Raw genomic sequence first — 16,378 nt, forward strand, 5'->3', positions numbered from 1 at the left:
CGCCCGGCTCAGCTGCGCTGGCGCTGCTCGTAGTCGATGAGGTCGTCAACGGACATCGATCCGGTGGGATGGTCGTCCTCGTCGAGTAGATAGAGGCGCTTGACGCCCACGAGGATCGAATCGATGATCGTGTCCTGCGCGTCGCGGTCCCCCAGGATGGCGAGGTCGCCGGCGTTGTGTGCGTACCCGAGGTAGATCTGCACGGACGGCATACGGGTCATCCGCAGCAGTGGCCAGCTGCGGCCGTGGGTGCGGCAGTCCCGCAGCTCGGTGCGGCTGACGATCTCCCGCTGGATGAATCCCGACAGAGCCTCACCGAGCATGGACTCCGCGCCCAGCGAGTTACCGAAGTAGAAGGTCGCGACCCCGTTGCCCACGGGATTGGGATGCCGGTCGAGCCGCAGGGAGATCACGAGGTCGGCGTTGAACGCGTTGGCGATCTCCGCGCGTTCAGGATCGGTGGGGATCATCGCCTCGGGCCGCGAGAGGAAGACCTCCACGCCGGCCTGGTTCATCCGCTCGGAGAGGCGTCGCGTGATGTCCCACAGGAGTTCGGCGTCCGTGATCGTCCCGTAGGGCGTGTCGATGCGGATCGGGTTCTCGGAACCGCTGGGCCCGGGGTCGAGCACGATGCGCTTGCCGGCGAGCATCGGACCGGAGGTACGGGCGCGCTCCTTCTCGACGAGGGACGCCACGTCGCCGCCCTTGAAGAGGGTCGAGAAGCGGTTGATGGTGTCGAGGGTCTCGGCGCCCACGACGCCGTCCGCCTCGAGGGCGCAGTCCCGCTGGAAGTCGGTGACCGCAGCGTGGGTGAGGGCGCCGAAGGTCCCGTCGACGAGACCGGCGTAGAAACCGAGCTCGCCGAGCCGGCGCTGGAGCTGGGCGACGTCGTCCCCGGCCATGGGCTTGGAGACGATGTAGCTCAGATCCCGCGTCCCCAGGACGTGGCTGGCGTCGTCGAGGGCGGCCTGGGTCGCCGGACCCACGATCCCGTCGGAGATCAGCCCACGGGCCTGCTGGAAGGCCAGAACGGCCGTCTCGAGATCGGCGTCGAACACCGCGTCGGTCCGGGCGAGGACCGAGCCGGTCTCCGGCTCGGTGACCCCGACCGAATCGATGTTGTGAAGCAGGCCCATCCCAGCGAGGGTGGCCCGGATCGCGGCCACCTCGGGCCCGCGGTCACCACGCCTCCACGCCATGGGTTCCTCCCGCTCTCTCGAGTTACGTACTCGAATGAACTTACCGCCTCACCCACCCGAGTGCCGTTACCGCGCCGCGCGGCGGGGGACGGCTCAGGGGGTCTCTCAGCAGCTTCTTGCGGGACCCTCAGGAACCCAGGACGTCGCTGAGCTCCGAGCGCAGGGCCGACTTGGACTTCGCGCCGGTGAGGCGCTTCACGGGCTGTCCCTCGGAGAACAGCAGGAGCGCGGGGATCGCGGTGATCTGGTACTCGGCGGCCAGCTCCTGGTTGGCCTCGACGTCCACCTTGGCGACCGTGAGCTTGTCGGCCTCGGCGCCCGCGAGTTCGTTGAGGACCGGCGCCATCATGGTGCACGGGCGGCACCAGGTGGCCCAGAAGTCCACGAGCACCGGCTTGGAGGCGCTGGCGGCGAGGACGGCGTCGGCGAAGTCGGCCTCGGTGACGTCGACGATGTTGGGGGTGTCGGCCATGATGGCGGTCCTTTCGGTGGAGGTTCGGGTGGCTGGGTCAGGCCTGCTCGGCGAGCCAACGCTCGGCGTCGATCGACGCCGAGCAGCCGGAACCGGCGGCGGTGATGGCCTGGCGGTAGCGCTTGTCGACGAGATCGCCGCAGGCGAAGACCCCGGGGATGGAGGTGGCGGTGGTCTGGCCGGTGAGGACGTAGCCGTCCTCGTCCACCTCGACCTGGTCGCGCACGAGCTCCGACCGCGGGTCGTGGCCGATCGCCACGAACATCGCGGCGGTCTCGAGCTCACTCGTCTCTCCGGTGACCGTGTTGCGCAGGCACAGCTTCTCGACCGAGCCGGTGCTGCCGGCGACGACCTGGTCGACGGTCGTGTTGAGGATGAAGGAGATCTTCTCGTTCTCGCGGGCCCGCTCGAGCATGATCTTCGACGCGCGGAACTCCTCGCGGCGATGAACGATGGTCACCGAGGAGCCGAACTTGGTGAGGAAGGTCGCCTCCTCCATGGCCGAGTCGCCGCCGCCGACCACCACGATGGGCTTGTCGCGGAAGAAGAAGCCGTCGCAGGTGGCGCAGGAGCTCACGCCGCGGCCGAGGTACTCCTGCTCCCCCGGGACGCCGAGGTAGCGGGCGGCCGCGCCCATCGCGAGGATGACGGCGCGGGCACGGTGCTCCTCCTCGCCGACGCGGACGATCTTCACGTCGCCGGCCAGGTCCATCGACGTGACGTCCTCCATCCGGAGGTCGGCGCCGAACCGCTCGGCCTGCTCGCGCATCTGCATCATGAGGTCGGGGCCCATCATGCCCTCGGCGAAGCCCGGGAAATTCTCCACGTCGGTGGTGGTCATGAGCGCACCACCGAACTGCGACCCCTCGAAGACCACCGGCTTGAGCTCGGCCCGCGCGGAGTAGATGGCGGCGGTGTAGCCGGCCGGGCCGGATCCGACGATGATGACGTCGTGGACGGTGTCGCTCATGAGTTCTCGGGGCTCCTCGGGGTGGGCGGTCGATGGGGAGGGTGGCGGACCTGCACCACCGTGTCAGGCCTACTCACCAGGGCTCAACACGCGGGCGGGGCGGCTTGTTCCCCCAGTGTCCCCGGTCTCCCCCTCACGCGGTGAGGGTGACCCCCTCGAGGAGGACGGCGAGCTTGGCGCGGCCGCGGGCGCACCGGCTCTTGATGGTGCCCGGGGGGACGTTGAGCAGGTGGCTGGCCTCGGCCACGGTGCACCGCAACATGTCGACGACGACGACGGCGTCGCGCTGATCGTCGGGCAGGCCCGCGAGCGCCTCGGCGACGATGATCGCGTAGGCGGGATCCTGGTGGAAGTGATCGCGCAGGGTGACCTGTTCGTGCAGTGACGGGGTGAGCTGCGTATGGGTGCGCAGGCGTTGGGCGCGCATCTTGTCCAGGCACGCGTTGACCACGATCCGGTAGAGCCATCCCTGGACGGGGCAGGCGTGCTTGAACGTGTCCGCCTTGCGGTACGCCGAGACGAGGGCCTCCTGGAGGGCCTCCGCGGCGTCATCGCGGTTGAACGACGTCCGGATGGCCAGCCGCCACAGGTAGTCGTAGTGACGGCGGACGAGCGCGGAGAACGCGTCCGGATCGCCGGCGACGTGCGCGTCGATCAACTCCGAGTCCGTCAGCGGGGACTCCGCCCGCAGGGGCGCACGCGTCGTCGTCGGGGCGGGGGTGACGGTGGCACCGGTGTTCACGGGCGTCACGGTAACCCGGTGCCTCGGCCGGTGGGGGTGCCACCTCGGCGCCGGGCGGGTCAGCGGGTGAGCTCGACCTCGGTGATCTCGGCGTCGTAGGCCTGGGCACCGGACGTGCCGAGCCGGGTGATCCACACGAGGAGGTACCGCGACTCCTCGGGCTCGTCGATCGTCACGGTCGCCTCGCCGTCGCGGACGGTGCCCGTCCCGAGCCGGGTGGTCTCGTCGAGGGAGCTCGGCGTCGCGCTGGTCGCCGAGCGCACCTCGAAGCGCACGTCGTCGTCCTCGGAGTGCAGGACGACCCGCCGGACCTCCTGCTCGCCGTCGAGGGTGAACATCAGCCCGATGCCCGGCTTGTAGGCGGACGGCGAGTCGCCGATCTGCGCGCGGTAGGTGTCGCTCGACCACGAGGTGGACCGGTCACCGTCGGCCACGTTCGGCGCGCTCGCCGAGTTCTCCGCCGTGCCGGCCGAGGACGCCGGCTGCCAGGTCGTCACGGTCGAGACCTCGACCGGCGTGTCCGGGGTGTCCCGCTCGGTCTCCTCGGCGTCCGCTTGGTCCTCCGGCGCGGGTTCGGTGGTCTGGGACGCCCGGCTGGCCTGGGCGGCCCGCTCGATCGCGTCGAGCTGTTGCGACAACGGCGTGTTGTTGCTCGTGCCGCCGAAGCCGCCGAGCAACCACGTGAGGACCAGGACGATCACCACGACCGCCGCGGCGGAGGTGCCGGCCATGATCTGCCAGCGTCGCTTCTGCGTCTCCGGGTCCGGGTCGGAGTACGGCTCGGAATACGGCTCAGCGGTCCCGCCCGCGTACGCCCCGTCGTACGCCCCGCCCGCCGGGTCCGGGTCGACCGGGCGGGTGACACGCGCGGCGCGCACCGGCCCGCCGACGCGGTCGGCAACCATGGACCTCACGGTGGCCGCCGAGCTCACCGACGACCCGTCGAGCGTCCGCATCGTCAGCACGGCGGACTCGGGCGAGACCCCGGAGCCGACCGCCGTGGGATCGAGGACCTCGTCGTCGTCGCCCCTCGGGGCCTCCCCCGGGCGCCCGTCGGCCGGATCGTGCCGGTCGGACCCGTCGGGAAGGGGCAGCGGCCACGTCCCGGTGAGCAGCGCGTAGAGGACCGCGCCCAGTCCCCGCACGTCGGCGCGGGCGTCCGCGCCCTCGCGCACTCCGGGGAAGGACAGGACGGCGCGCCCGTCCTCGGTGAGGCGGACCCGGTCCGGCGAGTCCAACCCGAGGGCGAGGCCGGCCTCCTCGGCGCGGGTCGCGGCGTCGGACAGGCCCCACACCGCGCCCACGGCGGAGTCCGGATCGGGCTCCGCGACGGCGGCGGCGAGACTGCGGCCCGGGATCCACTCGGTGACGACGATGCCGCCCGCGCGGCCGCGGATGACGTCGAGCACGCGCGCGAGGCCGTCGGAGTAGACGGACGTCAGGGCGACGGTCCGGTCGAGGACCCCGGTGGCCGAGCCCGGGGGCTGCTCGCCGGGAAGGGGGTCGACGAAGGTGAGGGCGACGAACCTGTCGAGGCGCCGGTCGCGGGCCTTCCAGAACGCCTGCCCGGCGACGCCGCCGCACGGCTCGAGCAGCTCGTACCGGCCTCCGGAGACGAGGCCGCCGACGGTCAGACGAGGAGGAGTGGGGGAAGCGGACCCCACGGGGGCCCCGGTCTGATCGCCCACCCGCTGTCCTCCTCGCCTGGTGCGCCCGGCCTCCCGTCGGCCGCTCGTGACCCCTCGAGTGTACGTACCGCCCGCCCGGGGAATCGACTATCGCCTCAGACGCCCCACGAGGCCGCGGAGAACGGGGGTGATGGAGTCCAGTTCCGGCAGACGGGATCTCGACAGGACCAGCCCGGTGACCGCGAGGGTGAGGACACCGGCGAGCGCCGCGCGGAGCACGTAGCCGATGCTGCCGACGGCGTCGGTGAGCGCGTCCATCGGCAGCACCGTGTCCACCGCGAGGGCCACCAGGGCGCCGGCGACCGAGGCGCCGAGCGTCCACGCGGCGGACCGGAGGGTTTCCCGGCCGCGCAACGACCCGAGCTTCGAGCGGAGCAGGACGTACCCGGCCACCGCGCCGACGACCCAGCCGATGCCGTTGGCCAGGGCGAGGCCGATCACCACGTGCGAGCGCTCGTCCGCGACCGCGGGGACGAGGAGCGAGAGGACGACCCGGACGACGGTGATCGCGAGGATCATCACCGTGGGCGTCCAGTAGTCCTCACGGGCGTAGAAGACGCGCTGCTGCAGGAGCACGATCGCGTAGGGCACCAGGGTGAACGCGCCGGCGGCAACGGTGAGGCCGAGGACCCGGGCGCTGTCGGCATCGAAGTTGCCGTAGCGGAACAGGCCCGTGGCGATGGTCGGCCCGAACGCCGTCATGAACGCGATGATCGGCAGGAGGCCGAACAGGGACAGCCGGGTGCCCAGCGAGATGTCGCGCACGACCGCGTCGTTCCGGCCGGCGACGCCGTTGTCCGCGAGGCGGGGGTTGATCGCCGTGAGCAGCGTGACGCCGATGATCCCGTACGGGACCTGCAGCAGCAGCCAATAGGTCTGGTAGATCGCGATGGCGGCCTCGTCGGCGGCGGCGCCGATGCGGTTGGTCATGACCAGACCGACCTGCGAGATGAGGACGTAGGTGACGCCGGCCAGCGCGTGCCCGCCGAACTGCTTGATCCGCGGGTCGAGCCCCCACTGCGGGCGCAGGTCGACACCGGCGCGGCGCAGCGCGGGGACGAGGACGGCGGCCTGGACGACCACGCCGAGCGTCGTGCCCAGACCGAGCAGCAGGATCGGGCCGCTGAGCAGGTTGACCGGCGCCGCAGGGTCGATACCGCTGCCCACCACCGCGAACAGGGCGAGCGTGGCGATCGCGACGACGTTGTTCCACACCGGCGCCCACGCGCCGGGCCGGAAGACGCCGTTGTAGTTGAGCACCGCCAGCATCACGGAGAACACGCCGTAGAAGAAGATCTGCGGAAGCAGCAGGAACGCGAACGCGGTGGCCAGGTCGGTGTTGACCTCGCCGTCGCCGAGGTTGAGTTCGGTGAGCAGTGGCGCGCACGCCACGGCGAGCACCGTCGCGCCGAGCGCGAGCGCCGAGGTGACGGTGAGCAGGCGGCGGATGAAGGACACTCCCCCGTCCGCGTCCTCCTGCGCCGCCTTGGCCAGCAGCGGCATGAACATGGCCGTGAGCACCGAACCCAGCACGAGCTCGGTGATCATGTTGGGCAGCGTGTTGGCGGTGTTGAACGCCGACGCGACCGCGGGGCCCAGCACGGTGAGGATGAGGATCATCCGGACGAAGCCGGTGATACGGCTCGCGAGGTTGGCCACGGCCATCGAGCCCGTCGACCGCATCACGGACGCGTCGGACGAGTCGCGCGTGCGGCCCCCGGTCCCGCCCCCGGAGCGGGACTCGGAGGACCCGTCCGTGGACGTGCCGGGAGCCGGGGCCCCCGCGCCCACGGAGGCGGCCGTCATGGCCGGGGTAGGGATCGCGTCGGGGACGAACGAGTCGGCGACCGGCGGCGGCGACGCCGGGCCGGGCAGCACGCAGCTGCCCGACTCACGCCGCCTGGCCCTGAGGCCGGGATCCGGTCTGCGCAGTTCGGGTCCGGTGGACCCCTGCTCGTCGTTCACGGTCGGTGCCCTTCGTCCGCGGGGTCGAGGATGCCCCGACGGTAGCGCAGGTAGCGCCGACCCCCGAGGACGAGGGCGAGCGCCGCCGCGGCCAACGCGAATGCCTGCGCGACCGGGTACCCGCCGGTCTGGACGGACAGTTCCACCGGCTCCGACAGCGGTCGGCCGTCCGGTCCGGTGAGCATGAAGGTCACGGCGTGCCGGGTGCCGCCCTCGGCGTCGGACTGGGTGGGCACCTGCAGGGTGAGCGATCCGCTCGCCGGGATCTGGACGACCCCCACCGGGTCCACCCGGATGTCCTCCGGGGCGGTCACCGTCACGCCGACGCGGACCGGGAACGGCAGGGCGTTGCGCGTCACGAGCAGGAGCGGGCTGTTGGGGCTGGCCATCGTGAAGACGCTGCCCGGCGGCAGGAGGTCGACGCGGTCGAGGGAGGCGCTCACCGTCTCCTCGAGCCGGTCGAGTCGCGCGGCGGACCGGGCCAGCGCGTCCTCGCCGGTCCCGGATCCGGGGTCCACACCGTCGCCGCCGGCCCGCCGCCCGGTCTCCGAGAGGACCCGCAGCGCGTCGGTGACCATCGGGTCGAGGTGGTCCTGGGCGCCCGCGGAGGTCGGATCGGAGGTGTCGACCAACGAGCGGAGCGTGCTGACGGCCTCGAGGGCGGTGGCGATGCGCCGGTCCGCGCCGGCGGGGTCGGGCGCGCCGGGGTCGACCGCGCCCGTCGGATCCGGGGCGAGGGTCCCGTCGGGGACGGTCACGGGGCCGGTGAGGCGTTCGGTGAGCGGGAGCGCCCGCATGCGGCCGGCCGCCAGCTGGGCGCCGAGCGACTCGAGCAGGGAGCCGGCCGATTCCCCGTCGACGGTCCACACCTGCGGCGGCACGGCGAGGACGCCCTGAGCGTCCGCCGTGGTGTCCCCCGGGCCACCCGCCGCGTCGATCGCGTCCACCACTGGCGCCAGCAGGGCCGCGCGGGCGTCCTGGAGCCGGGCCGCCGGCGAGTCGGCCGTGAGCCAGTACCGGGTGTCCGGGTCCGAGTAGCGCGGGTTCTCCGGCACGTCGCCGGTCGCGGCCAGGGCCGAGCCGATCGTCGCGGAGTAGGTCAGCGCGCGTCCGACCGCCGTGCCGGCCAGTCCCACGACCCCGGGGGGCGGCACGAGGCCGGTGTCGGTGCGGGTGGACGGCGCGGCCACCACTACGCTGCCCGCGCCACCACCCTGCGGGGCGAGGGCCTCAGCGGTGCCCGGCGCCAGGGTGCCCGAGGCGGGCACGACCACGTCGGGGACGGGCGCCACCCCGAGGATCCGCTCGACGGAGCCCGCGTTGTCGAGCGCCGCACGCGTGAGGTCGGTGGACCCCACCGCCGCGACCGACTCGAGGCCCGCCTGCGCGGCCGGCAGGCTCACCACGCACGCGCCGTCGGAAAGGGCACGCAGCTCGTCCAACCACCGTGTGGCGTCCGCGGCGACGGCCTCCGGATCGGCCGGGCGCGTGGTGGCGCCGCCGTCCCCGGGGTCGTCATCCCCGCCGCGGGCCCTCGCGCCCCGCGCGGAGGAGTCGCGATCGGATCCGGCGTCGTCGGAGATCACGATGGGGCGGCCGCCCGCGATCTCGGACACGGTCCCCAGGAGCGACGGATCCACCGCCAGACACATCGAACGCCGCAGCTCCTGACCCCCGGGTCCGTCGAACGCCTCGTCGGCCGCGCGGACCAGACCGGTGAGGCGACCGGAGTCCGACAGCTCCCGCAGGAGGGAATCGTCGGTCAGCATCACCACGGGATCGGGACCCTCGACACCGGGCACCGCCGCGACCCGCGTCGGTGACGAGGCCAGCGGCCACAGCACCGTCAGCGGGACCGGCGCCGGACCCTGCTCGTCCGCCGGCGAGGGGTCGACCACCTCGTCGTCGTCGACCCCCGGCACTGTCGCCGGCCGCGGCGCCGCCAGCACGGGCAACAGGGTGCGGGCGTCGTCGAGGCGCGCGGGGGATCCGCCCGCGGGCGTGCCGTTGACGTTGACGAGCAGCGGGTAGACGCCGGGCTCGGTGAGCTGCAGGTCGGGGCCCGGATCACCGGGCACGGCGCGCGCGGGCATGGAGACCCGGTACGTCACCGACGCGCCCGGCGGCACGGCCTCCGCCACGCGGACGAACTCGCCGCGCACCCCGAACGACGGTTCCGACCACACCAGCGGTTCGCGCACCGACTCGGCGTCGGCGGACCGCGGCCCGCGCTGCAGGCGCACGTCGACCGCCTCGAGCGGGGTGTCGCCGACGTTGGTGATGGTCCCCGACACCGTGACGACCGGGACGCCGGCCTCGGTGCCGACGGCGGCCCCTCCCCCGCCCCCGGCGCCCGCCGGGTCGTTCGCGCCGTCGAGGACCCGAGGGGTGAGCTCGTCGATGCTGATCCTGGCCAGTGCGGGGGCCGGATTGGGGATGTAGCCGGCGGCCGAGGCCTGCTCGGGGGTGATCGCGCGGGCCGCGGCCGGGCCCCACGCGGTGCCGACGCCCCAGCCCGGTCCGATCGCCAGTGCCGCGCACAGCGCCGTCGGGACGACCGCCCGGACTGCGCGCCCAACCGGCCGCCCGATCACGGCCCTGACTCCTCCGGGGCGTCGTCGCGGGGCGCGGCTGCCGACCCCCGGGCGTGGCTGCGGCGGACCGGCTCCGGACCGTCGGCGCGGCGGGACGGGTCCACCACCTGCGCGTCGGCGGGCGGAGGGTTGTCGCCTGCGGCCTCGGCGCGGGCGAGCTGCGGCAACAGGGTGCGGGCGGCCTCGACCAGCCGCCGCTCGTCCGGATAGGCCAGGCGGCGGGGCAGGTCATCGAACGGCACCCACGCGACCTCGGTGATCTCAGGGTCCTCGTCGCACAGGTCACCGTGGTCGTAGCGGATGAGGTGGTGGTGGACGGTCTTGTGGATGCGCCGACCCTCGGCCACGAACCAGTAGTCGATGGTGCCCAGCGCCGCCAGGACCGTGCCGTCGACGCCGGTCTCCTCGAGCACCTCGCGCCGGGCCGTCTCCTCGACGGTCTCGCCCGGCTCGATGTGCCCCTTGGGCATGGACCACAGCATGCGCCCGCGCCGGTCGAGGCGACCGATGAGCGCCACCTCGAGCCGGGACAGGTCCGGCTCGGGCCCGCTCGCGGCGCGCTCGAGACCGCGCACGACCAGCCCGCCGGCCGAGGTCTCCAGCACGGTCTTGAGGCGCTGGCCCCCGCGGGGATGGCGCGCTCCCCCGCGGCCGCCGCGGGCGTTCTTGGCGCCGCCCTTGCCGCCCTGGGCGCCCGGCTTGGACGCCGCCTTGGCGCCGGTCTTGGGCGCGTTCTTGGGCGCGTTCTTGCCACCGGCCTTGTACCCGCCCTTGGCGCCGGCCTTCCCGGGCGGCGACGTGCGGGTGGTGTTGGCCGAGGCCGCCTGTCCCCCACCGGATCGGGATCGGGTGGAGGCGCGTGGGTGGCGGGGCGCCTGGCGTGAGGTCGCGCCGGCGGTGCCGTCGCCGGACTTCACGGTGTGGGTGGTGTCGGCGCCCTGCTGCTTCTGGGCCTCGGCCGCGCGGCCCTGCCCCCGGCCGCCGCGCCGTCCGCGGCCTCCGCGACGGCGTCGCCGACCTTGGCGGTGCTGTCCGTCATCGGGGGCGCCGGACTGTGCCCCCTGGGCGGCCTTCGGCCCGGACGCGCCACCGGCGCCGCCGGAGGTGTTCTGGGCGGCCGATTTCGGGGCGTCGCCGTGGCCGGACCGCTGCCCGTCGGAGCCCTTCGCGCCGCCGCGATCGGGGCGGTGACCTGCGGAATCACGGCCGGCCGAGCCGGGTCCGGCCGGCCGACGCGCACGACGACGCCGCGGCGCGTTGGCGCGCGGGTCGGCGGGACGATCGGCTTCGGACACCCATCGATGCTACCGGCCGGGGGTGACTTGACCGGAATCCACGGCGTGCCGTCGCCGGGCCGCGCACGGTCAGGCCCCGAGCGCCGGCCCGACGACCCGCCACGAGTCGCGCAGCTCGCGGGAGAACAGGCCGAAGGTGTGCGCGCCGCTGGGATAGCGGTCGTAGGTGAACGGCACGCCGCCGGCCCGCAGCGCGGCGGCCATGTGGCGGGTCCCCAGGTCGGCGGCGAGCTCGGTGGGGGCGCCGATCGCGAGGGTCGCCGAACCGAACTCCGCGGCGTCGTCGGGGCCGGGGTTGCCCGGTGCGGAGGCGAGATAGAGGGCGGTGCCGCGGAGTCGCTCGACGTCGTGCGACGGGTCGTTGTGAGACCACGCCGGATCGCCGGGGGCGCCCCACGCGTTGTGGACGTTGCCGCCGCCGCGGGCCACCATCGCCGTCATGGCGGCGCGGCCGAGCGGCGTGGAGACCTCGGGGAACCCGGACAGGGACGCGGCGGCCGCGTAGTGGTGTCGGCCGGTCGCGGCGAGGGTGAGGGCCGGGCCGCCGGAGATGGACACGCCGATCACGCCGCGGGTGCCGTTCAGTGCCCAGAGGTCGGCGAGCGCGGCGGGCAGCTCGGAGTCGAGGAAGGTGTGCCAGCGGTTGACGCCGAGGACGGGGTCGGGCCGTTGCCAGTCGGTGTAGAGGCTGAACCGGCCGCCCTCGGGGCTGGCGACGAGGACGTGCTTGTCGGCGAAGAAGTCGTGGTAGTCGGTGTGGTAGGCCCAGCCGACGTGGTCCTCGCCGCCGCCGACGCCGTTGAGCAGCAGCAGCAGCGGCGCCGGGCGCGCGCTCGGCGGGAGGAGGACGAACGTCGGCACCGCCTTGTTCATGGCCGGCGACCACACGTCGGCGAGGACCTTGCGGCCCTCCACGGGCTGGACGCGCAGGACCTGCGGGCGTGCGGGGTCGGCGGGCGGCGGGGCCGTGGGTCGCGGGGCGGTGGTGAAGCCCAGGGCGGTGGAGGTGTCGACGCCGCCGGCGGACTGTGCGGCCGCCGTGGGGACGGTCCCGGGGACGACCGCGGTCAGGGTGACCGTCGCGCTGGTCAGGGCCGCCACCGCCGCGAGGGTGACGGCGACCGGGGCGCCGGTCCGTCGGGTGGGTGACAGGCGTGGACGGGGGCGACGACGACGAGATACGCCCGTCACTCTAAGTCACTCCTGTCACAGGGCACAGGGTGTCGGGGTGGGCGTCACGTGCGACGGGACCGGCGACCCGGGCGCGGCTAGAGTCCGCTGTATGAGCTCTGGCCCGCCCGCGCACGCCCTGGTCCTGCGACACCGGGCCAAGCCGGGCCGCCGCGACGAACTGATCGAGGTGTGGCGGCGGCACATGCCCGAGGCGGTGCAGGCCAACGACGGGCACCGCGCCTACGTCCTGTGCGCCTCGTACGTGGACCCGGACGTGATGGTGGTGTTCCAGCACTACCGGGACGCGGCCGCCGCGCAGGAGTTCCTCGGCAACCCGGCCTACCTGCGGTATCTCGAGGAGTCGGGGGACCTGCTGAGCGGGCCGCCGGAGGTCGAGGCGGTCGAGTCGCTGTGGTCCAAGACGGCCGTGGCGGACGACTGAGACCCGCGGCGGGTCGCCAGCGCCGGTTCTCCGCCCGGCCGGGGGATGTCGGGCCCACTCGGTAAAGTCAGCGCCGTGACAGCCCGCAGACCGACCTCCGATCGCAGCGCCGCCGGCGATCGTGCCGCCTCCGACCGACACGATGCCGCGGTGTTCTCGGGTCTGCAGGACGGCCCCGGCGCCAGGCCCGATCCGGCGGAGGTCGAGGCCCGCAGGGTCCGGCTGTTGGCCGGCGCCCAGACCACCCTCAACCAGCTCGCCGACGTGCTGTCCCCGCTGGCGGCGGCGTTCGGTGAGGCCGGGCACGAGCTGTATCTGGTGGGCGGCAGCGTCCGCGACGCCGTGCTCGGGCGTCTCGGCACGGACCTGGACTTCACGACCGACGCCCGCCCGGAGACGGTCCGGGAGATCCTCGACCGCTACGCGGACGCGGTGTGGGACACGGGGATCGAGTTCGGCACGCTGTCCGCCGTCAAGCGGGACGGTGACGGGATCGAGCAGCAGATCGAGATCACGACCTTCCGCGCGGACTCCTACGACGGGGTCACCCGAAACCCCGAGGTCGTCTACGGGGACACCCTCGACGGGGACCTGGTGCGGCGCGACTTCACCGTCAACGCCATGGCGGTGCGTCTCCACCCCGACGGCCGGCACGAGTTCGTCGACCCGCTGAACGGGATGGACGCGCTGCTGGCCGGCGTGCTCGACACCCCGGCCGCGCCCGAGCAGTCTTTCGCCGACGACCCGCTGCGCATGCTGCGGGCGTGCCGCTTCGTCTCCCAGCTGGGCTTCACCCTCGCGCCACGCGTGTTCCGGGCGATGACGGAGATGACCGCGGAGATCGACCGCATCACCGCGGAGCGGGTCCGGGCCGAGCTCGACAAGACGATTCTCGGCGACTACCCGATCGACGGCATCAACATGCTGTGCGAGACCGGCCTGGCCGACCACGTGCTGCCCGAGGTGCCCGGCATGAAGCTCGAGCGGGACGAGCACATGCAGCACAAGGACGTCTACTGGCACTCGCTGACCGTGCTCAAGCAGGCCATCGACCTCGAGCCGGAGGGGCCCGACCTCGTCCTGCGCTGGGCGGCGCTGCTGCACGACATCGGCAAACCCGCCACCCGTGCCGCGAAGCCCGGCGGCGGCGTGACGTTCCACCACCACGAGGTGGTCGGCGCCAAGATGGTCCGCAAGCGCATGCGCGCCCTGAAGTACCCCAAGCAGATGATCGAGGACGTCTCGGGACTGGTGTTCCTGCACCTGCGCTTCCACGGGTACGGCGAGGGCCAGTGGACCGACTCGGCCGTGCGCCGCTACGTCTCCGACGCCGGTCACCTGCTCCCCCGCCTGCACCGGCTCGTGCGCGCCGACTGCACCACCCGCAACAGGCGCCGCGCGGCCAAGCTGCAGGCCAACTACGACTCGCTGGAGAGGCGGATCGCCGAGATCGAGGAGAAGGAGGACCTCGCGCGGGTCCGCCCCGACCTCGACGGCAACGAGATCATGAGCCTGCTCGGCCTCAAGCCCGGGCCTGACGTCGGCCGCGCGTGGGCGTTCCTCAAGGAACTGCGCCTGGACCGCGGCCCGCTCGACCGGGACGAGGCCGAGGCCGAACTCCTCCGGTGGTGGGCCGAGCAGAACGGCGGGGACCAGCCGGCCGAGGAATCGGACCCGGACCGGCAGAACGGCGACCCGGCGTGACCGGCGGAGCGGTCGACCGCTACCTCTCGTCGGCGGTCGGTCGCCTCGTCGTCGTCGTCCTCGCCGCCGTCGGCACGTTACTGCATACCGTCGGCATCCCCGGCCTGCAGCAGATCCCGCCGTACCGCATCGACCTCGACGTCTACCGCGTCGGCGGACAGGTGTTCCGCGACGGCGGCGAGCTGTACGGCGAACTGCCGCAGCTCGCGCAGGGCGCGCACCTGCCGTTCACCTATCCCCCGCTGTCCGCGCAGATCTTCTCGCTGCTCACGCTGGTGCCGCTGCCGGTGGCGTCCGCGCTCGTCACGCTGGCGACCATCGCGGTGCTGGCGCTCGTCGTGCAGCTGGTGCTCACGCGCACGTGCGAGCGGCCGGCGCGCGAGCTGTGGTGGCTGACGGCCGCCGTCATGGTGGTGGCGCTGTGGTCCGGCCCGGTCCGGGAGACGATCGGGTTCGGGCAGGTCAACGTGTTCCTCATGGCGCTCGTGCTGGTCGATGTCATCCTCGGCCGCGGGCGGTGGTGGGGCGGGACGCTCACCGGGCTGGCGATGGCCATCAAGCTCACGCCCGCGGTGTTCCTGCTGTACTTTTTCCTGCGGCGGGACTGGCGTGGGCTGGCCACGGCGGTGGTGTCCGCGCTGGCGTTCACCGGCCTCGGCCACCTGCTCGCGCCTGACGACTCCGCCCGCTACTGGAGCTTCGCCATCCGTGATCCCGAGCGGATCGGCGGCCTCGCGTTCACCTCCAACCAGTCGGTGAACGGCGTCGTCTACCGGCTCGGCCTCGAGGACACCGCCGCGTCGATCGTGTGGTTCCTCGTGGCCGCGACGATCGGGTTGGGGATCGCGTGGGTCGCGTGGCGTCTGCTGCGGTCTGGTCAGGAGGTCGCCGCTGCGGTGACGGTGGGTCACGTCGCGCTGTTCTGCTCGCCCGTGTCGTGGGGCCACCACTGGGTGTGGGCGGTGCCGGCGGTCGTGCTCGCGCTGGTGTGGGCCGACCGTGCGGGGCGGCGGGGCGACCGCGACGAGCGCCTCTGGCTGGGCCTCGCCGCCAGCGGCGTGGTGATCTTCCTGGCGACTCCCCAGTGGTGGGTGCCGAACAGCGAGGGCCGCGAGCTGGGCTGGAGCCCGGTCGAGCACCTCGTCGGCAACGCCTACCTCATCTGGGCGCTGGTGTTCCTGGTGGTGCTCGGGCTGCGGGCGGCCCGCCTCGGCCGGCCCGATCTGGGCGGCGACCCCCGCCAGCCCGTGGTGCTGGACCGCGCGCTAGCCCGTTGACCGCGCCTCCCCCGGGCTGCGCGGCCCGGCCGGTTCCGCCGGCTGCGCGCCGCTGGCCTGGCCCGGCCGGCCGCTGCTCGCCGCGCCGGCCCCCGGTCCGCCCGCCGCCGCGCCCGCCTGGCCCGGCGGCACGCTGCCGACTCCGCCCCGCTGCACGCCGCTCGGGGCGCCCCGCTCGCCGAGTGGTCGCAAATGCCGGTCGTCGGCCGCACTTACCTGGAGAAACGTGGGCGCTCTTGACCACTCGATGGCGGGTGTGCGCCGCGGCGAGCCGCCCAGCTCGCCGGGGCCCCCGTGGCGCCCCACCGAGCCAGCTCGCCCACTCGGGCTCCAGTCGGCCCGCTTCGGCAGCGCGCACCTCACCGCCCGAGCGCCGCTCGGAGCGCCCCGCTCGCCGAGTGGTCGCAAATGCCGGTTTTCGGCGGCGGTGACCTGGGGAATTGTTGCCGTTCTTGACCACTCGACGGTTGACCGCGATGCCGTAGGGCCCGAGCGAGCCTCCGCAGCGCCGCTCCTCGGGACGGCGTGGCCCCACGATCGGGCGGCAACTGCCGCGCGACGAGCGGAAAGGCGTCAAGCGCTCCGCGTGGCCTGTGGACAACTCGGTGGGCTCTCCACAGATCGGCCGGTGGCTCTGGTCGGTGCGGTTCGTGAGCGACACGATCGGCGCATGGACTACTTCTTCGGAGACGGCGTCGGTGAGCCGACGCAGTGGCAGGGCGAGCCCGACCTCACCCTCGGAATCGGCGCGCCGGACGCGCTGTGGCTGGACTTCGACGGCGACGGGTACGCCGATGACGCCCTCTGGGACTCGGACGTCGACGGCACCGCGGACCGTGTGGTGACCGACGTCGGCG

The 16,378-nt window shown here is 73.5% G+C and carries 12 protein-coding genes and 1 pseudogene; 4 read left to right on the forward strand and 9 right to left on the reverse strand.

Going from position 1 to position 16,378, the window contains the following annotated elements; all coding sequences use genetic code 11:
• Positions 1-8: 8 nt before the first annotated feature.
• The 9 genes from KHA85_RS06260 to KHA85_RS06300 all read right to left on the reverse strand — a co-directional run bounded on the left by KHA85_RS06260 (position 9) and on the right by KHA85_RS06300 (position 12,116).
• Positions 9-1,199: an N-acetylmuramoyl-L-alanine amidase gene (locus KHA85_RS06260; RefSeq protein ID WP_007629614.1), complete on the reverse strand. Its 1,191-nt coding sequence runs from the start codon at positions 1,197-1,199 to the stop codon at positions 9-11.
• Between the two features lie 127 nt (positions 1,200-1,326).
• Positions 1,327-1,671, reverse strand: coding sequence for a thioredoxin (gene trxA, locus KHA85_RS06265; RefSeq protein ID WP_007629616.1), 345 nt, complete (start codon positions 1,669-1,671; stop codon positions 1,327-1,329).
• A 37-nt stretch (positions 1,672-1,708) separates the two neighbouring features.
• A complete protein-coding gene (trxB, locus tag KHA85_RS06270) occupies positions 1,709-2,641 on the reverse strand; it encodes a thioredoxin-disulfide reductase (protein ID WP_007629618.1) in 933 nt (310 codons plus the stop codon).
• 133 nt (positions 2,642-2,774) lie between these two features.
• The gene (gene sigM / locus KHA85_RS06275) at positions 2,775-3,392 is read right to left on the reverse strand and encodes an RNA polymerase sigma factor SigM (protein ID WP_213185176.1); all 618 of its coding nucleotides are present in this window, start codon (positions 3,390-3,392) and stop codon (positions 2,775-2,777) included.
• A gap of 50 nt (positions 3,393-3,442) precedes the next feature.
• The gene (locus KHA85_RS06280; protein WP_213185177.1) at positions 3,443-5,071 is read right to left on the reverse strand and encodes a protein kinase family protein; all 1,629 of its coding nucleotides are present in this window, start codon (positions 5,069-5,071) and stop codon (positions 3,443-3,445) included.
• An 87-nt stretch (positions 5,072-5,158) separates the two neighbouring features.
• On the reverse strand, positions 5,159-7,036 hold the full coding sequence (gene murJ, locus KHA85_RS06285; RefSeq protein ID WP_213185178.1) for a murein biosynthesis integral membrane protein MurJ: 1,878 nt from the start codon (positions 7,034-7,036) through the stop codon (positions 5,159-5,161).
• Positions 7,033-9,630, reverse strand: coding sequence for a hypothetical protein (locus KHA85_RS06290; RefSeq protein ID WP_236885266.1), 2,598 nt, complete (start codon positions 9,628-9,630; stop codon positions 7,033-7,035). Before KHA85_RS06290 ends, murJ begins: the two co-directional genes overlap by 4 nt.
• Entirely contained in the window at positions 9,627-10,925 is a 1,299-nt protein-coding gene (locus KHA85_RS18440; protein WP_308936875.1) for an NUDIX hydrolase, read from the reverse strand. The genes KHA85_RS06290 and KHA85_RS18440 overlap by 4 nt, the downstream gene beginning before the upstream one ends.
• Before the next feature lie 69 nt (positions 10,926-10,994).
• Positions 10,995-12,116, reverse strand: coding sequence for an alpha/beta hydrolase (locus KHA85_RS06300; protein WP_213185179.1), 1,122 nt, complete (start codon positions 12,114-12,116; stop codon positions 10,995-10,997).
• A 91-nt stretch (positions 12,117-12,207) separates the two neighbouring features.
• Here KHA85_RS06300 and KHA85_RS06305 point away from each other — a divergent pair, with 91 nt between their 5' ends.
• From KHA85_RS06305 to KHA85_RS06320, 4 genes and pseudogenes are all read left to right on the forward strand, one after another.
• Positions 12,208-12,540: a putative quinol monooxygenase gene (locus KHA85_RS06305; RefSeq protein ID WP_213185180.1), complete on the forward strand. Its 333-nt coding sequence runs from the start codon at positions 12,208-12,210 to the stop codon at positions 12,538-12,540.
• Positions 12,541-12,615: 75 nt separating this feature from the next.
• The gene (locus KHA85_RS06310) at positions 12,616-14,244 is read left to right on the forward strand and encodes a CCA tRNA nucleotidyltransferase (RefSeq protein ID WP_308936876.1); all 1,629 of its coding nucleotides are present in this window, start codon (positions 12,616-12,618) and stop codon (positions 14,242-14,244) included.
• On the forward strand, positions 14,241-15,521 hold the full coding sequence (locus tag KHA85_RS06315; RefSeq protein ID WP_213185181.1) for a glycosyltransferase 87 family protein: 1,281 nt from the start codon (positions 14,241-14,243) through the stop codon (positions 15,519-15,521). Before KHA85_RS06310 ends, KHA85_RS06315 begins: the two co-directional genes overlap by 4 nt.
• Positions 15,522-16,191: 670 nt before the next feature.
• A pseudogene (locus KHA85_RS06320) lies at positions 16,192-16,378 on the forward strand (hypothetical protein); the annotation flags it as partial.

Origin of the sequence: Dietzia massiliensis (assembly GCF_018390595.1) — a bacterium.
GTDB classification, from domain to species: Bacteria; Actinomycetota; Actinomycetes; order Mycobacteriales; family Mycobacteriaceae; genus Dietzia; species Dietzia massiliensis.